General features: G+C 74.0%; 1 protein-coding gene. It reads left to right on the top strand.

Translation table 11 applies throughout. The features are described from left to right. Window positions 1–12 precede the first annotated feature (12 nt). A complete protein-coding gene (locus BLQ91_RS12060) occupies window positions 13–22,140 on the top strand; it encodes a type I polyketide synthase (RefSeq protein ID WP_176959700.1) in 22,128 nt (7,375 codons plus the stop codon). Window positions 22,141–22,176: the final 36 nt, after the last annotated feature.

Genomic DNA, 22,176 nt, shown 5'->3' with positions numbered 1-22,176 from the left:
AGTGGGGCAACCGTGGATGAGAACGCCAAGCTGCGCGACTACCTGACCCGGGTCACCGGTGAGCTGCAGCGCACCCGAAACCGGCTGGCCGAGGTCGAGGACCGGGACGCCGAGCCGATCGCCGTCGTGGGAATGGGCTGCCGGTTCCCCGGCGGCGTGCGCACACCCGAGCAGTTCTGGGACCTGCTGGTCACCGGCCGGCACGGGGTCACCGAGTTCCCGGTGAACCGGGGCTGGGACGTCGACGCGCTGTTCGACCCCGACCCCGACCACCTGGGCACGAGCTACGTGCGGCTCGGCGGCTTCGTGCACGACGCCGACGAGTTCGACCCGGAGTTCTTCGGCGTCTCCCCACGCGAGGCCGTGTCGATGGACCCGCAGCAGCGCCTGCTGCTGGAAACCTCGTGGGAGGCGCTGGAGCGGGCGGGGATCGACCCCACCTCGCTCAAGGGCAGCCGCGCCGGCGTGTTCATGGGCACGAACGGCGTGGACTACGCGCGCGACATCCCCAGGGGCGTCGAAGGCGTCGAGGGCTACCTGGGCACCGGCACCGCGGGCAGCGTCCTGTCCGGCCGGATCTCCTACGTGCTGGGGATCGAGGGCCCGTCGGTCACCGTCGACACGGCGTGCTCGGCGTCGCTGGTGACCCTGCACCTCGCGGTCCGCTCGCTGCGCGCGGGCGAGTCCGACCTGGCGCTGTCCGGTGGCGCCACGGTGATGTCGGACCCCGGCGCCTTCGTCGAGTTCTCCCGCCAGCGCGGGCTGTCCCGCGATGGTCTGGTCAAGGCCTTCGCCGCCGCTTCCGACGGCACCGGCTGGGGCGAGGGCGCGGGTGTGGTCGTGCTCGAGCGGCTGTTCGACGCCCAGCGCAACGGCCACCGGGTCCTCGCCGTCATCCGCGGCACGGCGGTCAACTCCGACGGCGCGTCCAACGGCCTCACCGCGCCCAACGGCCCGTCGCAGCAGCGCGTCATCCGCGCCGCCCTCACCGACGCCCGCCTGACCGCGAAGGACGTCGACGCCGTCGAGGCGCACGGCACCGGCACCACCCTCGGCGACCCCATCGAGGTCCAGGCGCTGCAGGCAACCTACGGCCGCAACCGGGAGGCGGGCCGCCCCCTGCACCTCGGCTCGGTCAAGTCGAACATCGGTCACACGCAGGCCGCCGCCGGCGTCGCGAGCGTGATCAAGATGATCCTCGCGCTGCGCAACGGCGTGCTGCCCGCGAGCCTGCACATCGACGCCCCCACCCCGCAGGTCGACTGGTCGTCCGGCTCGATCTCGCTGCTCACCGAGAACCGCACCTGGCCGGCCGACCGCGTCCGCCGCGCGGGTGTGTCGTCGTTCGGCATCAGCGGCACCAACGCCCACGTCATCCTCGAGCAGGCACCGGAGCCGGCGGAGCTGCCCGACCGCGGGCCCGCGCCCGCGCTGATCCCGTGGGTGCTCTCCGGCAGGACCGACGCCGCTCTGCGCGCCCAGGCCGAGGCGCTGCTGCAGGTCGACGAGGACCCGGCCGACATCGGCTACTCGCTGGCCGCGACGCGGGCGACCGGTCAGCGCCGCGCGGTCGTCACCGGCACCGACCTCGACTCGCTGCGCGCGGGCCTGCGCGCCGTCGCCCAGGGGGCCGGCGCCCCCGGCGTCACCACCGGCGAGGCCGTGGGCGGCCAGCTCGCCGTCATGTTCACGGGGCAGGGTTCCCAGCGGCTGGGCATGGGTCGTGAGCTGTACGAGGCGTTCCCGGTCTTCGCCGAGGCGTACGACGAGATCGCGGCGTTGCTGCCCGGCATCCGGGAGATCGACGACGCCGAGGTGCTCAACCAGACGGGCAACGCGCAGCCCGCGCTGTTCGCCCTCGAGGTCGCGCTGTACCGGCTGGTCGAGTCGTGGGGCGTGAAGCCGGACTTCCTGATCGGCCACTCGGTCGGCGAGCTGGCCGCGGCGCACGTCGCCGGCGTCTGGTCGCTTCCGGACGCGGCCAAGCTCGTCGAAGCGCGCGGCAGGCTCATGCAGGCGCTGCCCACCGGCGGGGCCATGACCGCGGTCCAGGCCGACGAGGACGAGGTCAGGGCCGCGCTGCGCGACGGCGTCGACATCGCCGCGATCAACGGTCCCCGGTCGGTCGTGATCTCCGGGGACGCGGACGCCGTCGCCGAGGTGACCGCTGGCTTCGCCGCCTCCGGCCGCAAGACCAAGGCCCTCGCGGTCTCGCACGCGTTCCACTCCTCGCTGATGGACGCCATGCTCGACGAGTTCGCCGAGGTCGCGCGCGGGGTGACCTACCGGACGCCGAAGATCGCCCTGGTCTCCAACGTCACCGGTCAGCTCGCCCGCACCGAGGAGATCTGCGACCCCGGCTACTGGGTCCGGCACGTCCGCGAGGCCGTCCGGTTCGCCGACGGCGTCGCGACCCTGGCGGCGGCCGGTGTCACGCGGTACCTGGAACTCGGTCCGGACGGCGTGCTCTCCGCCGCCGGCCAGGACTGCGCGGACGGCCGGTTCGTCCCCGCGCTGCGCCGCGACCGCGACGAGGTCGCGACGATCCTGTCCGGTCTCGCGCAGCTGCACGTCCACGGCGGCCGGGTCGACTGGGCCGCGTACTTCTCCGGTGCCCGCGTGGTCGACCTGCCCACCTACCCGTTCCAGCGCGACCGCTACTGGCTGCCCGTCACCGCGCCCGCGGGCGACGCGTCCGGGCTCGGCCTGAGCTCGCTCGACCACCCGCTGCTCGGTGCCGCCGTCTCGGTCGCCGACGCCGACGGGTTCCTGTTCACCGGCATCCTGTCCACCAGGACCCACCCGTGGCTCGCCGACCACGTCGTCATGGGCGCGGTGGTCGTGCCAGGCACGGCGCTGGTCGAACTGGCCGTGCGCGCGGCCGACGAGACCGGCCTCACCTCCATCGAGGAGCTCACCCTCCAGGCCCCGCTGGTGCTGCCCGAGAACGCGGGCGTGCACGTGCAGCTGTGGGTCGGCGCCGCGGACGAGGCGGGCCGTCGCCCGCTGACCCTGCACTCGCGCCCCAGCGGCGCCGCGGTCGACGGCGCGTGGACGCTGCACGCCTCCGGTTCGCTGGTCGCCGCGAGTCCGAGCACCGACTGGGACCTCGCCGAGTGGCCGCCGGCCGGTGCGGAGGCGGTCGGACTCGACGGGCACTACCAGGAGCTCGCCGCACTGGGACTGGACTACGGCGAGACGTTCCAGGGCCTGCGCGCGGTGTGGAGGCGCGGCGAGGACACGTTCGCCGAGGTCGCGCTGCCCGACCGGGCGCGCGACCAGGCGGGCCGGTTCGGCCTGCACCCGGCACTGCTCGACGCCGCCCTGCACGCCCTGGCCGCCGACGAGGGCGGCCAGGCCCGGCTGCCGTTCGCCTGGTCGGACGTCACCCTGCACGCCTCCGGCGCCGCCGACCTGCGGGTGAGGCTGTCCCCGGCGGGCACCGACGCGGTCACCCTGAGGGTCGCCGACGGTGAGGGCGCGCCGATCGCCACGGTCGGTTCGCTGGCCGTGCGGCCGGTGTCGGCCGAGCAGATCCGCACTTCCGCCGAGCAGAACGGGCTCTACGAGCTCGCTTGGAACCCGGTCACCGCCACTTCCGGTGACGCGCCCGGCTGGGTGTGGTGGGACGACCTGGGCGAGGAGGTCCCCCCGGTCGTCGTGCACCGCGCCGGTGGCGAGGACGTGCACGACGCGGTCTCCGCCACGCTCGGTGTGCTGCAGCAGTGGTTGGCCGACGAGCGGTTCGAGAACGCGAAGCTCCTCGTGCAGACCGTGGGCGCCGTCTCGGCGGGACCGGACGACCCGGCCGTCGACCCGGCCGTGGCCGCGGTCTGGGGCCTGGTGCGCTCCGCGCAGTCCGAGCACCCCGACCGCTTCGCGCTGGTGGACGCCGCCGAGATCACCGGCGCCGTGCTCGCGTCCGACGAGCCGCAACTGGCCGTGCGCGACGGTGAGCTGCTGGTGCCGCGCCTGGTCGCCGCGGAGAGCACCGGCCGCCTGGTCCCGCCCGCGGGCGGCTGGCGGCTCGGCATGTCCGGCAAGGGCACCGTCGACCACCTGGTGCTGGAGCCGGTGGCGGCGCAGCCGCTCGCACCGACCGAGGTCCGCGTCGCCGTGCGCGCGGCGGGCCTGAACTTCCGGGACGTGCTGAACGTCCTGGGCATGTACCGCGGCGAGGCAGGACTGCTCGTCAGCGAGTTCGCCGGCGTCGTGACCGAGGTCGGCGCGTCCGTGACCGACCTCGCGCCCGGCGACGAGGTGATGGGCCTGGTCGCCGGTGGTGGTGGGCCGGCGGCGGTGGTCGAGCGCCAGATGATCACCCGCAAGCCCGCGGCGTGGACGTTCGAACAGGCCGCGACCGTGCCGCTGGTGTTCCTCACCGCCTACTACGCGTTGTGCGACCTCGGCGAGCTGAAGGCGGGGGAGTCGATCCTGATCCACTCCGCCGCCGGCGGTGTGGGCATGGCCGCGACGCAGCTGGCGCACCACCTCGGCGCCGTGGTCTACGGCACCGCGAGCGAGAGCAAGCAGCACGTGCTGCGCGAGGCGGGCATCGCCGACGAGCGCATCGCCTCGTCCCGCACGCTCGACTTCGAACAGAGCTTCGGCCGCGTCGACGTCGTGCTCAACGCGCTGGCGGGCGACTTCGTGGACGCCTCGCTGCGGACGATGGCGCCGGGCGGCCGCTTCCTCGAGATGGGCAAGGCCGACGTCCGCGACGACGTGGCCGTCCACCACCCGGACGTGCGCTACCAGGCGTTCGACCTGAGCGAGGCGGGGCCCGAGCGCACCGCGCAGATGTGGACCGCCTTGGTCGAGCTGTTCGACCAGGGGGTGCTCGAACCCCTCCCGGTGAAGGTGTGGGACGTGCGCCAGGCTCGCGCGGCGTTCCGCTTCCTGAGCCAGGCCAAGCACATCGGCAAGGTCGCGCTGTCGATGCCGCGGGCGGCCGAGCCGGGCGGGACGGTGCTGGTGACCGGCGGCACCGGAGGCCTGGGCGCCGTCGTGGCCAAGCACCTGGTCGCCACCCACGGTGTGCGCAAGCTGCTGCTGACCAGCCGCCGCGGGCTCGACGCCCCCGGTGCGGCGGCGCTGGTCGAGGAGCTCACCGCGCTGGGCGCCGAGGTGTCGGCCGTGGCCTGCGACGTCGCGGACCGCGACGCGCTGACCGCACTGCTCGACGGCGTCGAGCTCACCGGTGTGGTGCACGCGGCGGGCGTGCTCGACGACGGCACCATCGACTCGCTGACCCCGCGGCGGGTGGCGGGCGTGCTGGGGCCGAAGGCCGACGCCGCCCGGTACCTGCACGAGCTGACCGCGGGTCAGGACCTGGCCTTCTTCGTCACCTTCTCCTCGGCCGCCGGCGTGCTCGGCGCGCCGGGTCAGGGCAGCTACGCGGCCGCGAACGCCTACCTCGACGCGCTCGCCGAGCACCGGCGGGCCCTGGGCCTGCCCGGCCAGTCGATGGCGTGGGGCCTGTGGGCCGCCGGCATGGGGGAGGCGCTCGGAGAGGCCGAGCTCGCCCGGTTGCGCAACGGCGGCACCCCCGCGCTCACCGTGCCGGAGGGACTGGCGCTGTTCGACGCCGCGATCGCGGCCGGCGCGCCCGTGGCCGTCCCGGTCAAGCTGGACCTGCCCGCGCTCCGCGCCTCCGCGCGGAGCACCTCGCTGCCGGCCGTGCTCGGCGGCCTCGTGAGCACGCCGCGCAGGCGCGTCGCGCAGTCCGGCACCGGGCGGGGTTCCTCGCTCGCGCGCCGCCTCGCCTCGCTCACCGAGGCCGAGCAGGACCACGAGCTGCTGGACCTGGTCCGCACCGAGGTCGGGCTGGTGCTCGGCCACGTGACGCCGGGCGGCATCGAGCCCGGCCGCGGGTTCCTGGACCTCGGCTTCGACTCCCTGACCTCCGTCGAGCTGCGCAACCGCCTGAGCTCGGCGACCGGCCTGCGCCTGCCGTCGACCGTGACCTTCGACCACCCGACGCCCGTCGCGCTGGCGAGCTTCCTGCGCGCCGAGCTGCTGGGCGAGCTGGGGGTGGCGGGCACTGCGCAGGTGCGGGCGCAGGTCGCCGCCTCCGACGACCCCATCGCGATCGTCGCCATGAGCTGCCGCTTCCCCGGCGGGGTGCGTTCGCCGGAGGACCTCTGGTCGCTGCTGGCCGAGGGCCGCGAGGGCATCTCCCCGTTCCCGGACGACCGCGGCTGGGACCTGGCGGCGCTGTTCGACACCACGCCGGGCAAGCAGGGCGTCTCGAACACGAGGGTCGGCGGGTTCCTGGAGAACGCCGGTGACTTCGACCCGGAGTTCTTCCGCATCTCGCCGCGCGAGGCGCTGGCGATGGACCCGCAGCAGCGGGTGCTGCTGGAGGTCTCCTGGGAGGCCTTCGAGCGGGCCGGGCTGAAGCCCGCGGACCTGCGCGGCAGCGCGACCGGTGTGTTCGCGGGCGCCATCTACCACGACTACGCCTCGCAGCTGAAGACGATCCCCGACGACGTCGAGGGGTTCCTCGGCACCGGGACCTCCGGCTCGATGATGTCCGGGCGGATCGCCTACACCTTCGGGTTCGAGGGGCCGGCCGTGTCCGTCGACACCGCCTGCTCGTCGTCGTTGGTGGCGCTGCACATGGCCGCCCACTCGCTGCGCTCGGGCGAGTGCGAGCTGGCCCTCGCGGGCGGTGTGACCATCATGTCCACGCCCGGCCCGTTCATCGACTTCAGCAAGCAGCAGGCCATGGCGCTCGACGGCCGCTGCAAGGCCTTCGCCGACGGCGCCGACGGCGTCAGCTGGGGCGAGGGCGTCGGCATGGTGCTGCTGGAGCGCCTGTCGGACGCGCGGCGCAACGGCCACCCGGTGCTGGCCCTGCTCAAGGGCTCGGCGGTGAACCAGGACGGCGCGTCCAGCGGTCTGACCGCGCCGAACGGTCCGTCGCAGCAGCGGGTGATCCGGCAGGCGCTCGCGAACGCCGGTCTGTCCACTTCGGACGTCGATGCGGTGGAGGCGCACGGCACCGGCACCCGGCTCGGCGACCCGATCGAGGCGCAGGCGCTGCTCAACACCTACGGCCAGGACCGGCGGGAACCGCTGTGGCTCGGGTCGGTGAAGTCGAACATCGGCCACACGCAGGCGGCGGCGGGCATCGCCGGTGTCATCAAGATGGTCGAGGCGATGCGCAGGGGCGTGCTGCCGCGCACCCTGCACATCGACGAGCCGTCCAGCCAGGTCGACTGGGACAGGGGCGCGATCCGGCTGCTCACCGAGCAGGTCGAGTGGCCGCGGACCGGTGCGCCGCGCCGGGCGAGCGTGTCGTCGTTCGGCTTCAGCGGCACCAACGCGCACGTCGTGCTCGAGCACGTCCCGGCACCGGCCGCCGAGGAGGCGGAGACCACCCCGCCCGCGGTCGTGCCGCTGGTGCTGTCCGCCCGTTCCGAGGACGCCTTGCGGGAGCAGGCCGGTCGGCTCGCCGCCGCCGCGGACCCGCGATCGCTCCTGGACGTCGCCTACTCGCTGGTCACGTCCCGCCAGGCGCACGAACGACGTGCCGTCGTCGTGGGCGCCGACCACGAGAGCGTGCTCGCCGGGCTGTCGGCGTTCGCCGCCACCGGCCAGGCTCCCGGCGTCGTCACCGGTCTGGCCGCTCCCGGCAGGCTCGCGTTCCTGTTCACCGGCCAGGGTTCCCAGCGGCTGGGCATGGGCGCGGGGTTGTACGAGGCGTTCCCGGCCTTCGCCGAGGCGTATGACGAGGTCTGTGCCCACCTTCCGGGTATCAGGGACATCTCCGACGCGGACGTGCTCGGCCAGACCGCCAACGCGCAGCCCGCAATCTTCGCGCTGGAAGTGGCGCTGTTCCGCCTGGTCCGGTCGTGGGGTGTCACGCCGGACTTCCTCGCCGGGCACTCGATCGGTGAGATCGCGGCGGCGCACGTCGCCGGCGTCATGTCGCTCGAAGACGCGGCCAAGCTCGTGTCCGCACGAGGCCGTCTGATGCAGGCGCTGCCCGCCGGTGGCGCGATGGTCGCCGTCCAGGCGACCGAGGACGAGGTCCGGGAACACCTGTCCGACGAGGTGTCCCTGGCCGCGGTCAACGGGCCGAACGCCGTGGTGCTCTCGGGTGTCGCTGCACCGGTGCTCATGGTCGCCGCGAAGTTCCAGGAGCTCGGCCGCCGCACCAAGCAGTTGACCGTGTCGCACGCGTTCCACTCCGTGCTGATGGAGCCGATGCTCGCCGAGTTCCGCGCGGTGGCGGAGTCGATCGAATACCGCGAACCGGCGGTCCCGATCGTGTCCACCGTGACGGGCGCGCTGGTCGAGCCCGGTGTGGTGACGTCGCCGGAGTACTGGGTCGAGCACGTCCGCAAGCCGGTGCGGTTCGCCGACGGCCTGACGGCGCTGGCGGGCCTGGACGTCACCCGTTTCCTGGAGATCGGTCCCGACGCCGTCCTGTCCGGGCTCGGGCAGGACACCGCGGACGCCGTCTTCGTCCCGTCCCTGCGCAAGGACCGCGACGAAGCGACGTCGCTGGTGGCCGCGCTCGGCGCGCTGCACAGCCACGGCGTCGAGGTCGGCTGGCAGGAGTACTTCGCCGGCAGCGGCGCGACGGTCGTCGACCTGCCGACCTACCCCTTCCGGCAGCAGCGGTTCTGGCTGCACTCCACGCCCACCCCCGGTGACGCCCCGAGCCTGGGTCTCGGCGCGCTGGACCACCCGCTGCTCGGCGCCACGGTCACGCTCCCCGACAGCGGGGGACTCGTGCTGACGGGCCGGCTGTCGCTGGACGCGCAGCCGTGGCTGGCCGGGCACCGGGTGATGGGCACGGTCCTGCTGCCCGGCACCGCGTTCGCCGAACTGGCCGTCCGCGCGGGCGACGAGGTCGGCTGCGACACGGTGGAGGAGCTCGTCCTCCAGACGCCCCTGGTGCTCGGCGGCGCGGCCCTGCAGCTGCGGGTGACCCTCTCCGAGTCCGAAGAGGACGGTCGGCGCACGGTCACCGTCCACTCGCGACCCGAGGGCGCCGACGACGACTGGACCCTGCACGCCACCGGCACGCTGGTCCGCGGCGACGACGAGCCGGGGGAGCCGCAGACCGTGTGGCCGCCGGAGAACGCCGCACCGGTCGACCTCGAAGGCTTCTACCCGAACCTCACCGAGGCCGGACTGGACTACGGCGGGGTGTTCCGCGGCCTGCGTGCCGCCTGGCGCCGGGGCGAGGAGACGTTCGCCGAGGTCGAGCTGCCCGCCGACACCGACGTGAGCCGGTTCGGCCTGCACCCGGCCCTGCTGGACGCCGCGCTGCACGCCGTCGGGCTCTCCGGCGGCCAGGCGAGGCTGCCGTTCTCGTGGGCCGGCCTGACGCTGCACGCGGCCGGCGCGACCGCGCTGCGCGTCCGGCTCGCCCCGGCGGGAGCGGGCGCGCTGTCGCTGCGGGTCGCCGACGTCACCGGCGCTCCGGTGCTCTCGGTCGACCGGCTCGCGCTGAGGGAGATCAGCGAGGAGCAGCTGCGCCCGGCCGGTCAGGCGGAGCGCGACGCCCTGTTCACCGTGGACTGGGTGCCGGTCAAGGCCGACGCACGTGCCGATGTCCTGCCGTACGGCGAAGAGGCCGTCGCGGACGCGTTCGTCCACGTTGTTCCCGAAGGTGCGGCCGACGCCGTCACCGTCGAGGTCCTGGACCGGCTGAAGTCGTGGCTGGCCGAGGACCGCGAGGCCAAGCTGGTCGTGCGCACGACCCCCGGTGTTCCCGCGCACGCCGCGGTGAGCGGGCTCGTGCGCAGCGCGCAGGCCGAGCACCCCGACCGGTTCGTGCTGGTGCACGGCGACGGTGACGTCGCCGCCGCCGTCGGCACGGGCGAGCCGGAGGTCCTGCTCGCCGACGGCGAGCTCAAGGCTCCCCGCTTGGTGCGCGCCAAGGCGACCGGCCGCGACGACTGGTCGCTCGACGGGACCGTCCTGGTCACCGGTGGTACCGGAGGCCTGGGCGCGCTGGTCGCCCGCCGCCTCGTCGAGAACCACGGCGTCCGCCACCTGCTGCTGGTCAGCCGTTCCGGCGGCGACAGCGCCGGAGCACCCGCGCTGGTGCAGGAGCTGACCGCGCTCGGTGCCGAGGTGACGGTCGCCGCGTGCGACGTCTCCGACCGCGGCCAGCTCGAAACCGCGCTTTCTCTCGTGCCCGCCGACCAGCCGTTGCGCGGCGTCGTGCACGCGGCCGGTGTGCTCGACGACGGCGTGCTCGACGCGATGACCCGTGAGCGCGTGGAAGCCGTGCTGCGCCCGAAGGCCGATGCCGCCTGGCACCTGCACGAGCTGACCGACGGCCTCGACCTGTTCGTCACGTTCTCCTCGATCGCGGGCACGCTCGGCGCGCCGGGCCAGGCCAACTACGCCGCGGCGAACGGCTTCCTCGACGGGCTGGCCGCTCACCGCCGCGCGCAGGGCCTGCCGGCGACCTCGATCGCCTACGGCCTGTGGGACGAGGGCATGGGCCACGGCCAGGCAGCCGGGCCCGCCGGGTTCGCGGCGCTGTCGGCCGAGGACGGCCTCGCGCTGTTCGACCTGGTCGCGCTCGGCGACGACGCCAACCCGGTCGCGATGAGGCTGGACGTCGCCGCGGTCAGGGACGGCGCGAAGACCACCGGCGTGGTCCCGCACGTGCTGCGGAGCCTCGTCAAGGTGCGCCCACGGCGCACCGCGCGCACGGAGGAAGGCGCCGGGCTGCGCCAGCGACTGGGCGCGCTTCCGCCGGCCGAACGGCTGCGGCAGCTGCTCGAACTGATCCGCACCGAGGTCGCGCTCGTGCTGGGCCACACCAGCCCGGACGCCGTCGAGACCGACCGCGCGTTCGGCGACCTGGGCTTCGACTCGCTCACCGCGGTCGAGCTCCGCAACCGCCTCGACGCGGCCACCGGTCTGCGGCTGCCCGCGACCCTGATCTTCGACTACCCCACGCCCCTGGCGCTGGCCGAGTTCGTCCAGGCCGAGTTCGTCGACGAGCTGGCCGACCCGGCCACGCCGTCGTTCGCCCCCGTGGCGCTCGGCGACGACCCGATCGCCATCGTCGGCATGGCCTGCCGCTACCCCGGTGGCGTCGGGTCGCCGGAGGACCTGTGGGACCTGGTCACGAACGGCCGCGACGGCGTCACCCGCTTCCCCGAGGACCGCGGCTGGGACGTCGACGGCATCTACCACCCCGACCCCGACGCGCAGGGCAAGACCTACACGCGGGAGGGCGGGTTCCTGCACGACGCCGGCGACTTCGACCCCGAGTTCTTCGGGATCTCGCCGCGCGAGGCGCTGGCCATGGACCCGCAGCAGCGGCTGCTGCTGGAGGTCTCGTGGGAGGCGCTGGAGCACGCACGGGTGGACCCGAGCGGTCTCAAGGGCTCGCAGACCGGTGTGTTCGCCGGGTTGATGTACCACGACTACGGCGCGCGCCTCGGCGTGCTGCCCGACGGTGTCGAGGGCTTCATCGGCACCGGCACGTCCGGCAGCGTGCTGTCCGGGCGCGTGGCCTACACCCTGGGCCTGGAGGGTCCCGCCGTCACGGTCGACACGGCGTGCTCGTCCTCGCTGGTCGCCATGCACTGGGCGATGCAGGCCCTGCGCACCGGTGAGTGCTCGATGGCGCTCGCGGGCGGTGTCACCGTCATGGCCACTCCCGACACGTTCATCGGCTTCTCCCGCCAGCGTGGTCTCGCCGCCGACGGCCGGTGCAAGTCCTTCTCCGGAGACGCCGACGGCACCGGCTGGTCCGAAGGTGTCGGCGTGCTGGTGCTGGAGCGGTTGTCCGACGCCCGGCGCAACGGGCACCGCGTGCTGGCCGTGGTCAAGGGTTCGGCGGTGAACCAGGACGGTGCGTCCAACGGCCTCACCGCTCCGAACGGCCCGTCGCAGCAGCGGGTGATCCGCCAGGCGCTGGCCAGCGCGGGCATCGAGTCGTCCACCGTGGACGTCGTCGAGGCGCACGGCACCGGTACCCCGCTGGGCGACCCGATCGAGGCCCAGGCGCTGCTGGCCACCTACGGCCAGGAGCGCGACGAGGAGCCGCTGCACCTCGGCTCGATCAAGTCCAACATCGGCCACACCCAGGCCGCGGCCGGTGTCGCCGGCGTCATCAAGATGGTGCAGGCGCTGCGTCACGGCGTGCTGCCCGCGACGCTGCACCTGGACGAGCCGACGCCGCACGTCGACTGGGCGTCCGGTGACGTCAGCCTGCTCACCGAGCAGCGCGCCTGGCCCGAGGTCGACCGGCCGCGCCGTGCCGCCGTGTCGTCCTTCGGCATCAGCGGCACCAACGCGCACGTGATCCTGGAACAGGCTCCGGACGAGCCCGTGCCGCCGCGCGAGGGCGTGGAGCTCCCCGCCGTGCCGTGGGTGCTCTCCGCACGCAGCGAGGAGGCACTGCGCGAGCAGGCGGCCCGGTTGCTGGCCGTCGACGGTCAGCAGGCCGACCTCGGTCTGTCGCTGGCCACCACGCGCACCTCGCACGACCACCGGGCCGTCGTGGTCGGCTCGACCCCGCAGGAGCTGCGCGCCGGTCTGACGGCGCTGTCGGCGGGGGAGACCGCGACGTCGGTCACGACCGGCAGGGTCCTTCCCGGACGGACGGCTGTGCTGTTCACCGGTCAGGGTTCCCAGCGGCTGGGCATGGGTGCGGGGCTGTACGAGGCGTTCCCCGTCTTCGCCGAGGCCTACGACGAGGTCTGCGCCCACCTTCCGGGTATCAGGGACATCTCCGACGCGGACGTGCTCGGCCAGACCGCCAACGCGCAGCCCGCGATCTTCGCGCTGGAAGTGGCGTTGTTCCGCCTGGTCCGGTCGTGGGGTGTCACGCCGGACTTCCTCGCCGGGCACTCGATCGGTGAGATCGCGGCGGCACACGTCGCCGGCGTTCTGTCCCTGGAGGACGCGGCGAAGCTGGTGTCCGCACGCGGTCGCCTGATGCAGGCGCTGCCGAGCGGTGGTGCGATGGTCGCCGTCCAGGCGACCGAGGACGAGGTCCGGGAACACCTGTCCCCCAAGGTGTCGCTGGCCGCGGTCAACGGCCCGAACGCCGTCGTGCTGTCCGGCGCGGCGTCGCAGACGCTCAAGGTCGCCAAGAAGTTCGAGAAGCTCGGCCGCCGCACCAAGCGGCTCACCGTCTCGCACGCGTTCCACTCGGTGCTCATGGAGCCGATGCTCGACGAGTTCCGCGCGGTGGCGGAGTCGCTGACCTATGCGGCACCGTCGATCCCGGTCGTCTCCACGGTCACCGGGGAGCTCGCCACCGACCGGCTGACCGACCCCGAGCACTGGGTCGAGCACGTCCGGGCGACCGTGCGGTTCGCCGATACCGTCTCCGCGCTGCACGACAAGGGCGTCACGCGGTTCCTCGAGGTCGGCCCGGACGGCGTGCTGTCCGCGATGGGCGCTGACAGCGTCGACGGCCTCTTCACCTCGTTCCTGCGCAAGGACCGCGACGAGGCCACGTCCGCGCTGACCGGCCTGGCCGCCGCGTACACCAGGGGTGAGCAGGTCGACTGGTCCGCGGTGTTCGCCGGGAGCGGCGCGCGGATCGTGGACCTGCCGACCTCGGCCTTCCAGCACCAGCGGTTCTGGCTCGCCTCCACCGGTGGGGGCGCGGACGTCTCCGCCGTCGGTCTCGTGCCCGCCGAGCACCCGCTGCTCGCCGCGGCCGTGCCCTTCGCCGACGGTGACGGCTGGGTGCTCACGGGCCGGCTCTCGCTCGCCACGCACCCGTGGCTCGCGGACCACGCCGCCCTGGGCAGCGTGCTCATGCCGGGAACCGGGCTGCTGGAACTGGTCGTGCGCGCCGGCGACGAGGCCGGCTGCGGCACGGTCGAGGAGCTGACGGTCCAGGCGCCGCTGCTGCTGCCGGCGTCCGGATCGCTGGACGTGCAGGTGCTCGTCGGTGCGGCCGACGGCGCCGGCAGGCGACCGGTGTCCGTGCACTCCCGCGGTGCGCACGGATCGTGGACCGAGCACGCGGCGGGCACGTTGTCGCCCCTTACGTCCGCCCCGGCGTTCGACCTGGTTGCCTGGCCGCCCGCGGGCGAGGCCGTGGAGCTCGACGGGGTGTACGAGGACCTCGCCGCCGCCGGACTGGTGTACGGACCGGTGTTCCAGGGCCTGAAGGCCGCCTGGCGCTCCGGCGACGACGTCTGGGCCGAGGTCGCGCTGCCCGAAGCGGAGCACGACCAGGCCGGCCGGTTCGGCCTGCACCCGGCCCTGCTCGACGCGGCGCTGCACACGATCGGGCTCATGGCGGGGGAGGAGACCCGTCTCCCGTTCTCGTTCGGCGCGGTCACCCTGCACGCCACCGGTGCGACCACGTTGCGCGTCCGGGTCACCTCGACCGGCACCGACAAGGTCTCGGTCCTCGTCGCCGACAGCACCGGCGCCCCCGTCGCGACGATCGGCTCGCTGGTCGTCCGCGCCGCCTCCGCCGAGCAGCTGCGCACGACCGACGAGCCGCTGTACGAGCTGTCCTGGGTTCCCGTGCCCGCACAGGGGACTCCGGGCGGGCACGTGCCGTTCGACCAGGTCGGTGACGACGTTCCCGCCGCGCTGGTCCTGGACGTCGCGGCGGGTGATCCCCGGGAGGTCCTGCACAGCACGCTGGCGGCGGTCCAGGGGTTCCTCGCCGAGGAGCGGTTCGCCGACGCCCGCCTGGTCGTCGTGACCGACGAGTCGCTGTCCGGTGCGGCCGTGCGCGGTCTGGTCCGCAGCGCGGAGTCGGAGAACCCCGGCCGGTTCGTCCTCGTCGAGGGCGACGACGTGAGCACGGCGCTCGCGGCGGGCGAGCCGCAGGTCCGCGTCCACGACGGCGAGGCGCTGGCGCCCCGGCTCGTCCGGGCGCGGACGGCCGAGCCGGCCGTGTGGGGCGAGGGCACCGTCCTCGTCACCGGCGGCACGGGTGGGATCGGCGCCGCGGTCGCCCGGCACCTCTCGCGGGTGCACGGCGTCACGAAGCTGGTCCTGACGAGCCGCCGCGGCCTGGAAGCACCCGGTGCGGCGGAACTCGCCGCCGAGCTGGGCGCGGTGGTCGAGGCGTGCGACGTCGCCGACAGGGACGCCCTGAAGGCGTTGCTGGACTCCATCCCCGACCTGACCGGGGTCGTGCACGCCGCCGGTGTGCTCGACGACGGCGTGGTCACGGCACTGACGCCGGAGCGGGTGGACACCGTGCTGCGCCCGAAGGCCGAAGCGGCGGTGGCGTTGCACGAGCTGACCCGCGACCGGCCGCTGAGCCAGTTCGTCCTGCTGTCCTCGGTCTCCGGCATCCTCGGCGGACCGGGGCAGGCGAACTACGCCGCGGCGAACGCGATTCTCGACGCCCTGGCCGAGCTGCGGGTCGCCGAAGGCCTGCCCGCCCGGTCCCTGGCCTACGGCCTGTGGGCCGACGGCATGGGCGACGGGTCCGATGTGGACAGGCTGAGCCGGGACGGCTTCGGTGCACTGTCCGAAGAGGAGGGTCTGGCGCTGTTCGACGCCGCGCTCGCCGCTCAGACGGCGGTGCCGGTACCGGTGAAGCTGGACCTCCCGACGTTGCAGGTCCACGCCCGCACCTCGCCGATCCCGGCCGTGCTGCGGGGTCTGGTGCGGGTTCCGCGCCTGCGCAGCGCCGTCAACGCCCAGGCGGTGTCGGCACTGCTGGAGACGCTGTCCAGGCTCTCCGACGCCGAGCAGCGCACGCACGTGACGGACCTGGTCCGGACGCGCGTCGCCGAGGTCCTGGGCCACAGCGGAACAGCCGCGGTGGAGGTGGGACGTGCGTTCACGGAACTGGGCTTCGACTCGCTCACGGCGGTCGAGCTGCGCAACCGGCTCGGCGAGGCGACCGGCCTGCGGCTGCCCGCGACGCTGATCTTCGACTACCCGACGCCCCTGGCGCTGGCCGAGTACGTCCGCACCGAGCTCCTCGGCGCGACGGCCACCGAGGTGGTCCCGGCGGCGCGCTCCGCCGTGTCGGACGAGCCCGTCGCGATCATCGCGATGAGCTGCCGCTACCCCGGTGGCGTCCGCTCGCCGGAGGACCTGTGGCGGCTGGTCTCCGAGGGCACCGACGCGATCACGCCGTTCCCGTCCGACCGGGGCTGGGACCTCGAGGACCTGTACGACCCGGACCCCGACCGCACCGGGAAGAGCTACACCCGCGAGGGCGGGTTCCTGCTCGACGCGGCGGACTTCGACGCCGAGTTCTTCGGCATCTCGCCCCGCGAGGCGATGACCGTCGACCCGCAGCAGCGCCTGCTGCTGGAGACGGCCCAGGAAGCCTTCGAACGCGCCGGGATCGACCCGGCAGCGCTCAAGGGCAGCTCCACCGGTGTGTTCGCCGGCGTGATGTACAACGACTACGCCTCCCGCCTGACGAGCACCCCCGACGGGTTCGAGGGCCTGCTCGGCACCGGCAGCGCGAACAGCGTCCTGTCCGGCCGCGTCGCCTACACCTTCGGGCTGGAAGGTCCCGCGGTCTCGGTGGACACCGCGTGCTCGTCGTCGCTCGTGGCGCTGCACCTCGCGGCGCAGTCGCTGCGGTCAGGCGACTGCGACCTGGCGCTGGCGGGTGGCGCGACGGTGATGGCCACGCCGAACCCGTTCATCGAGTTCTCCCGGCAGCGCGGCCTGGCCGCCGACGGCCGGTGCAAGCCGTTCGCCGCGGCGGCGGACGGCACCGGCTGGTCGGAGGGCGCCGGGTTCCTGCTCCTGGAGCGGTTGTCCGACGCCCGGCGCAACGGTCACCGCGTCCTCGCGGTCGTCCGCGGTTCGGCGGTGAACCAGGACGGCGCGTCCAACGGCCTGACCGCGCCGAACGGTCCGTCCCAGGTGCGCGTGATCCGCCAGGCCCTCGCCGCCGCCGGACTGTCCACTTCGGACGTCGACGCGGTCGAGGCGCACGGCACCGGCACCGCGCTCGGCGACCCGATCGAGGCGCAGGCGGTGCTGGCCACCTACGGCCAGGACCGGGACGTGCCGCTCGTGCTCGGCTCGATCAAGTCCAACATCGGTCACACCCAGGCCGCGGCCGGCGTCGCCGGGATCATCAAGATGGTCGAGGCGATGCGGCACGGGACCATCCCGGCGAGCCTGCACATCGACTCGCCGTCCCCGCACGTGGACTGGGCCGGGGGCGAGGTCGAGCTGGCGACCGAGGCCCGGCCGTGGGCGCGGCACGACCGCCCGCGCCGTGCGGCCGTGTCGGCATTCGGCATCAGCGGCACCAACGCCCACGTCATCCTCGAGCAGGGACCGGACGTCCCGGTGACCGCGCGAGAGGTGAAGACGCCGGCACTGCTGCCGTACGTCCTTTCCGGACGGACGGAGAAAGCCCTGCGGGCGCAGGCGGAACGCCTGCTCAACGCCGAGCTCGCGGAACCGGTGGACGTCGCGTACTCCTTGGTCACCAGCCGCACCGTGCACGAGCGGCGTGCGGTCGTGACGGGACGTCCCGCCGACCTGCGCGCCGGGCTCGCGGCCCTGGCGGAGGGGCAGCCCGCGGCGAACCTGACCGTGGACCGCGCCGTCGCGGGCAAGCTCGCCGTCCTGTTCACGGGGCAGGGTTCCCAGCGCCTGGGCATGGGGCGTGAGCTGTACGAGGCGTTCCCCGTCTTCGCCGAGGCGTACGACGAGATCGCGGCGTTGCTGCCCGGCATCCGGGACATCGACGACGCCGAGGTGCTCAACCAGACGGGCAACGCCCAACCGGCGCTGTTCGCCCTCGAGGTCGCGCTGTACCGGCTGGTCGAGTCGTGGGGCGTGCAGCCCGACTACCTGGCCGGCCACTCCATCGGCGAGCTGAGCGCGGCGCACGTCGCCGGCGTGTTGTCGTTGCAGGACGCGGCGAAGCTGGTCGAGGCGCGCGGACGGCTGATGCAGGCACTGCCCACCGGCGGCGCGATGGTGGCCGTCGAGGCCACCGAGGACGAGGTGCGCGAGCACCTCACCGCCGAGGTCGGCCTGGCCGCCGTCAACGGTCCCTCCGCCGTCGTGCTGTCCGGTGTGGAGGCTCCCACGCTGGCCGTGGCGGAGAGCTTCCGCGCACAGGGACGCCGCACCAGGCGACTGGCGGTCTCGCACGCCTTCCACTCGGTGCTGATGGACCCGATGCTCGCCGAGTTCGCGGAGGTCGCGCGCTCGCTGGACTACCGCGAGCCCGCGGTGCCGGTCGTGTCGAACGTGACCGGCCGGCTGGCGACCGAGCTGACCGACCCGGACTACTGGGTGCGGCACGTGCGGGACACCGTCCGGTTCGCCGACGGCGTCCGCGAGCTGGAAGCCGCCGGTGTCACCCGGTTCGTCGAGCTGGGTCCGGACGGTGTGCTGTCCGCGATGGGCCACGACTGCGCGAGCGACGCGGCGGTGTTCGTCCCGTTGCTGCGCAAGGACCGCCCCGAGCGGCAGTCCGCGGAAGCCGCCTTCGGCCGGTTGGTGGCGACGGGCGTCACCGTGGACTGGGAGGCGTTCTTCGCGGGCACCGGTGCCCGGCGCGTCGACCTCCCGACCTACGCCTTCCAGCGCGAGCGCTACTGGCTCGAGAGCGGTCCGGCGACCGGCGACGCCGCCGGCCTCGGACTGACGACGACCGAGCACCCGTTGCTCGGCGCCATCACGTCGACGCCGGACGGGGACGGGCTGGTCTGCTTCGGCAGGCTGTCCCGCGCCGCCCAGCCGTGGCTCCTGGACCACACCGTGCTCGGCGCGGTCCTGGTCCCCGGCGCGGCCCTGGTCGAGATGGTCGTCCGGGCGGGTGACGAGCTCGGCTGCCCGAGGGTGGCCGAGCTGACCCTCGCGGCCCCGGTGGTGCTGCCCGACCAGGGCGGACTGGCCGTCCAGGTCGTGGTCGGCGCCGCGGCCGAGGACGGCGGGCGCGAGGTCGCGGTGTACTCGAGGCCGGCGGACGCCTCCGTCGAGGAACCGTGGACGCAGCACGCGGCGGGTGTGCTCGTGCCCGACGAGAACCGCCTCCCGGAGGCGGCGGGCGCCTGGCCGCCCGCGGACGCGGAAGTCCTGGAGGTGGAAGGCCTCTACTCCGACCTGGAGGCCACCGGCCTGAGCTACGGCCCGGTGTTCCAGGGCCTCGCCTCCGCCTGGCTGCGGGACGAGGAGATCTTCGCCGACGTGGTGCTGCCGGAGGCGGCGCACGGCGACGTGGCCCGCTTCGGCATCCACCCGGCGCTGCTCGACGCGGCCCTGCACCCCATCGGGCTGCTCGGCTTCGACGGGGAGGCGACCGCACGGCTGCCGTTCCTGTGGCGCGACGTCTCGCTGCACGCCACCAACGCGACCGCGGTGCGCGTGACGGTGACGCCCACCGGTCCCGACTCGGTCCGGCTGGAGCTCACCGACACCGCGGGCGCACCGGTGCTCACCGTCGGATCCCTGCTGCTGCGCGAGGTCTCCGCGGACCAGCTCGACACCGGTCCGTCCACTTCGGACTGGCTGTTCCGGGCGGACTGGGTCCCGGTCGCGGGTGGCGGTGCCCCGGTGGCCTGGGCCTTCCACGACGAGGCCGGGCAGACCGCGCCCCCGGTGGCGGTGCTCAGGGTCCGGCCGCTCTCCCAGGAGGTCCCGCGCGCCGTGCACGACGTGCTGGCGAGCACGCTCGCCACCGTCCAGGCGTGGCTGGCCGACGAGCGCAACGCGGACGGCAGGCTCGTCCTGCTCACCCGTGACGCGGTGCGGGTGAACGGGTGCGATGAGGTCAACCCGGTCACGGCCTCGGTCTGGGGCCTGATCCGCAGTGCCCAGGCGGAGAACCCCGGCCGGCTGGTGCTGGTGGACGCCTCCGAGCAGGACGTCGACCTGGCGCTCGCCGGGCTCGGCGACGAGACGCAGCTGGCGGTGCGCGACGGCGTGGTGCACGCCTGCCGCCTGGTCCGGGCGAGCAGCGCGCCGGAACTGGTCCCGCCGCCGGGTGAGCGCACCTGGCTGCTGGACCCGGCGGGCGAGGAGACTCCGGACCGGTTCACGTTCCGGCCGTTCCCGGAAGCCGCCGCACCACTGGCCGCGCACGAGGTCCGGATCGGCGTCCGTGCCGCCGGCGTCAGCGTCGGCGACGGAGGTCTGCTCGGCCACGAGGCCGCGGGCATCGTCGTGGAGGTGGGGGAGGGCGTCACCGACCTCCACGTCGGCGATGCGGTGATGTGCCTGGTGCACAACGGTTTCGGTCCGGTCGTCCGCACCGGGCGCGCGCTCGTCACCAGGGTCCCGCACTGGTGGACGTTCGAGCAGGCGGCCTCCGTGCCGCGGGCGTTCCTGACCGCCTGGTACGCGCTGAACGACCTGGCCGGTCTGTCCGCGGGGGAGGCGGTGCTCATCGACGGCGCGGCCGGGGACGTCGGCATGGCCGCCACCCAGATCGCCCGCCACCTCGGCGCGGAGGTCTACGGCACGGCCGACGAAGGCCAGTGGGACGTCCTGCGCGCGGCGGGTCTGCCCGACAGCCGCATCGCCTCCTCGCGGACTCCCGGCTTCGAGGAGCGGTTCCTCGGCTCCACCGACGGCCGCGGCGTCGACGTCGTGTTCGGCGCGCTCGGCGGCGGCACCACCGACGCGGTGATGCGGCTGTTGCCGCGCGGTGGGCGGATGGTGGAAATGGGGAAGGCCGATCTTCGCCCGGCGAGCCATTTCTCAGGGCAGTATCCAGATGTGACTCACCGGGTGTGCGACGTCGAGGACGCCGGCACCGAACGGATCGCGGCGATGTGGGAGGAGCTGGTCACGATGTTCGAGTCGGGAGTGCTCAACCCCCTGCCGATCCGTTCCTGGGACATCCGCGAGGCTCCCGAGGCGGCCCGCTTCCTCGGTCACGCCGAGCACGCCGGCAAGGTCGTGCTGACCGTGCCGCGGGTGCTCGACGCGAGCGGAACGGTTCTCGTCACCGGCGGTACCGGTGGCCTCGGCGCCGTCGTGGCCCGGCACCTCGTGACCGCGCTCGGCGTGCGGGACCTCGTTCTCGTGGGCCGGCGTGGCGCGGACGCGCCGGGTGCGGCGGAGCTCACGGGCGAACTGACCGGGCTCGGCGCGAAGGTCCGCGTCGTCGCGTGCGACGCGGCCAACCGGTCGCAGCTGGAAGACCTGCTGGAGAGCATTCCGGTGCTGACCGGTGTCGTCCACGCGGCCGGTGTGCTCGACGACGGCCTGTTCACCTCGCTGACGCCGGACCGGCTGGAGAAGGTCCTGCGCCCCAAGGTGGACGCGGCCTGGAACCTGCACGAGCTGACCCTGGGCCGGGACCTCACGATGTTCGTCCTGTTCTCCTCGGCCGCGGGTGTCCTCGGCACGCCGGGCCAGGCGAACTACGCCGCGGCGAACACCTTCCTCGACGCGCTCGCCGAACACCGGCGCTCGCTCGGCCTGCCCGCCTCCTCCCTCGCCTACGGCCTCTGGGCCGACGGCATGGGTGCGGCGACGGACGCCGGCCGGATGGCCCGCGAGGGTTTCGGTGCGCTCACCGCGGCCGAGGGCCTGGCGTTGTTCGACCTGGCCACGTCCATGGCCGCGCCGGCGACGGTGCCGGTGAAGCTCGACGTGGCGAGGCTCGGTGCGATCGCCGAGAGCGCCTCCCTGCCCCCGCTGCTGCGGACGCTGGTGCGGCCGCAGCGCGCCCGCCGGTCGGCCTCGGCCGAGAACGCGGGACAGGCGGAGGAACTGAGGCGGCGCCTGGCCGGGCTGTCGCAGGCCGATGCCCGGCAGGCGTTGCTCGACGTGGTCCGCCGCCAGGCGGCGGCCGTGCTCGGTCACGCCGGGCCGGACACGATCGAGCCCGAACGGGCGTTCACCGACCTGGGCTTCGACTCGCTGACCGCGGTCGAGCTGCGCAACCAGCTCGGCGAGGCCACGGGTCTGCGGCTGCCGGCGACGCTGATCTTCGACTACCCGACCCCGGACGCCATGGCGGAGTTCCTCCAGGCCGAGGTGGTACCCGCGGCCGCCGCCGAAGCGTCCGGTGTGGACAGCGAGATCACCCACCTGGAGGCGGCGCTGTCCGCGCTCGACCCGGCGACCACCGACGGGGCGCACGTGGAGACGAGGCTGCGCCGGCTGGTCGCGCTGTGGCGGGACAAGACCCGTCCCGGCTCGGACGACGGGACGGACATCGAGGCCGCCACGCTGGACGACATGTTCTCCCTGCTCGACAACGAACTCTGACCCACTTCGACCTTTCCGTTCGTGGCGGCGTCCACA

The sequence above is a fragment of the Lentzea jiangxiensis genome (assembly GCF_900104175.1).
Taxonomy (GTDB): Bacteria; Actinomycetota; Actinomycetes; order Mycobacteriales; family Pseudonocardiaceae; genus Lentzea; species Lentzea jiangxiensis.
This window is presented reverse-complemented; position numbering and strand designations above follow the sequence as displayed.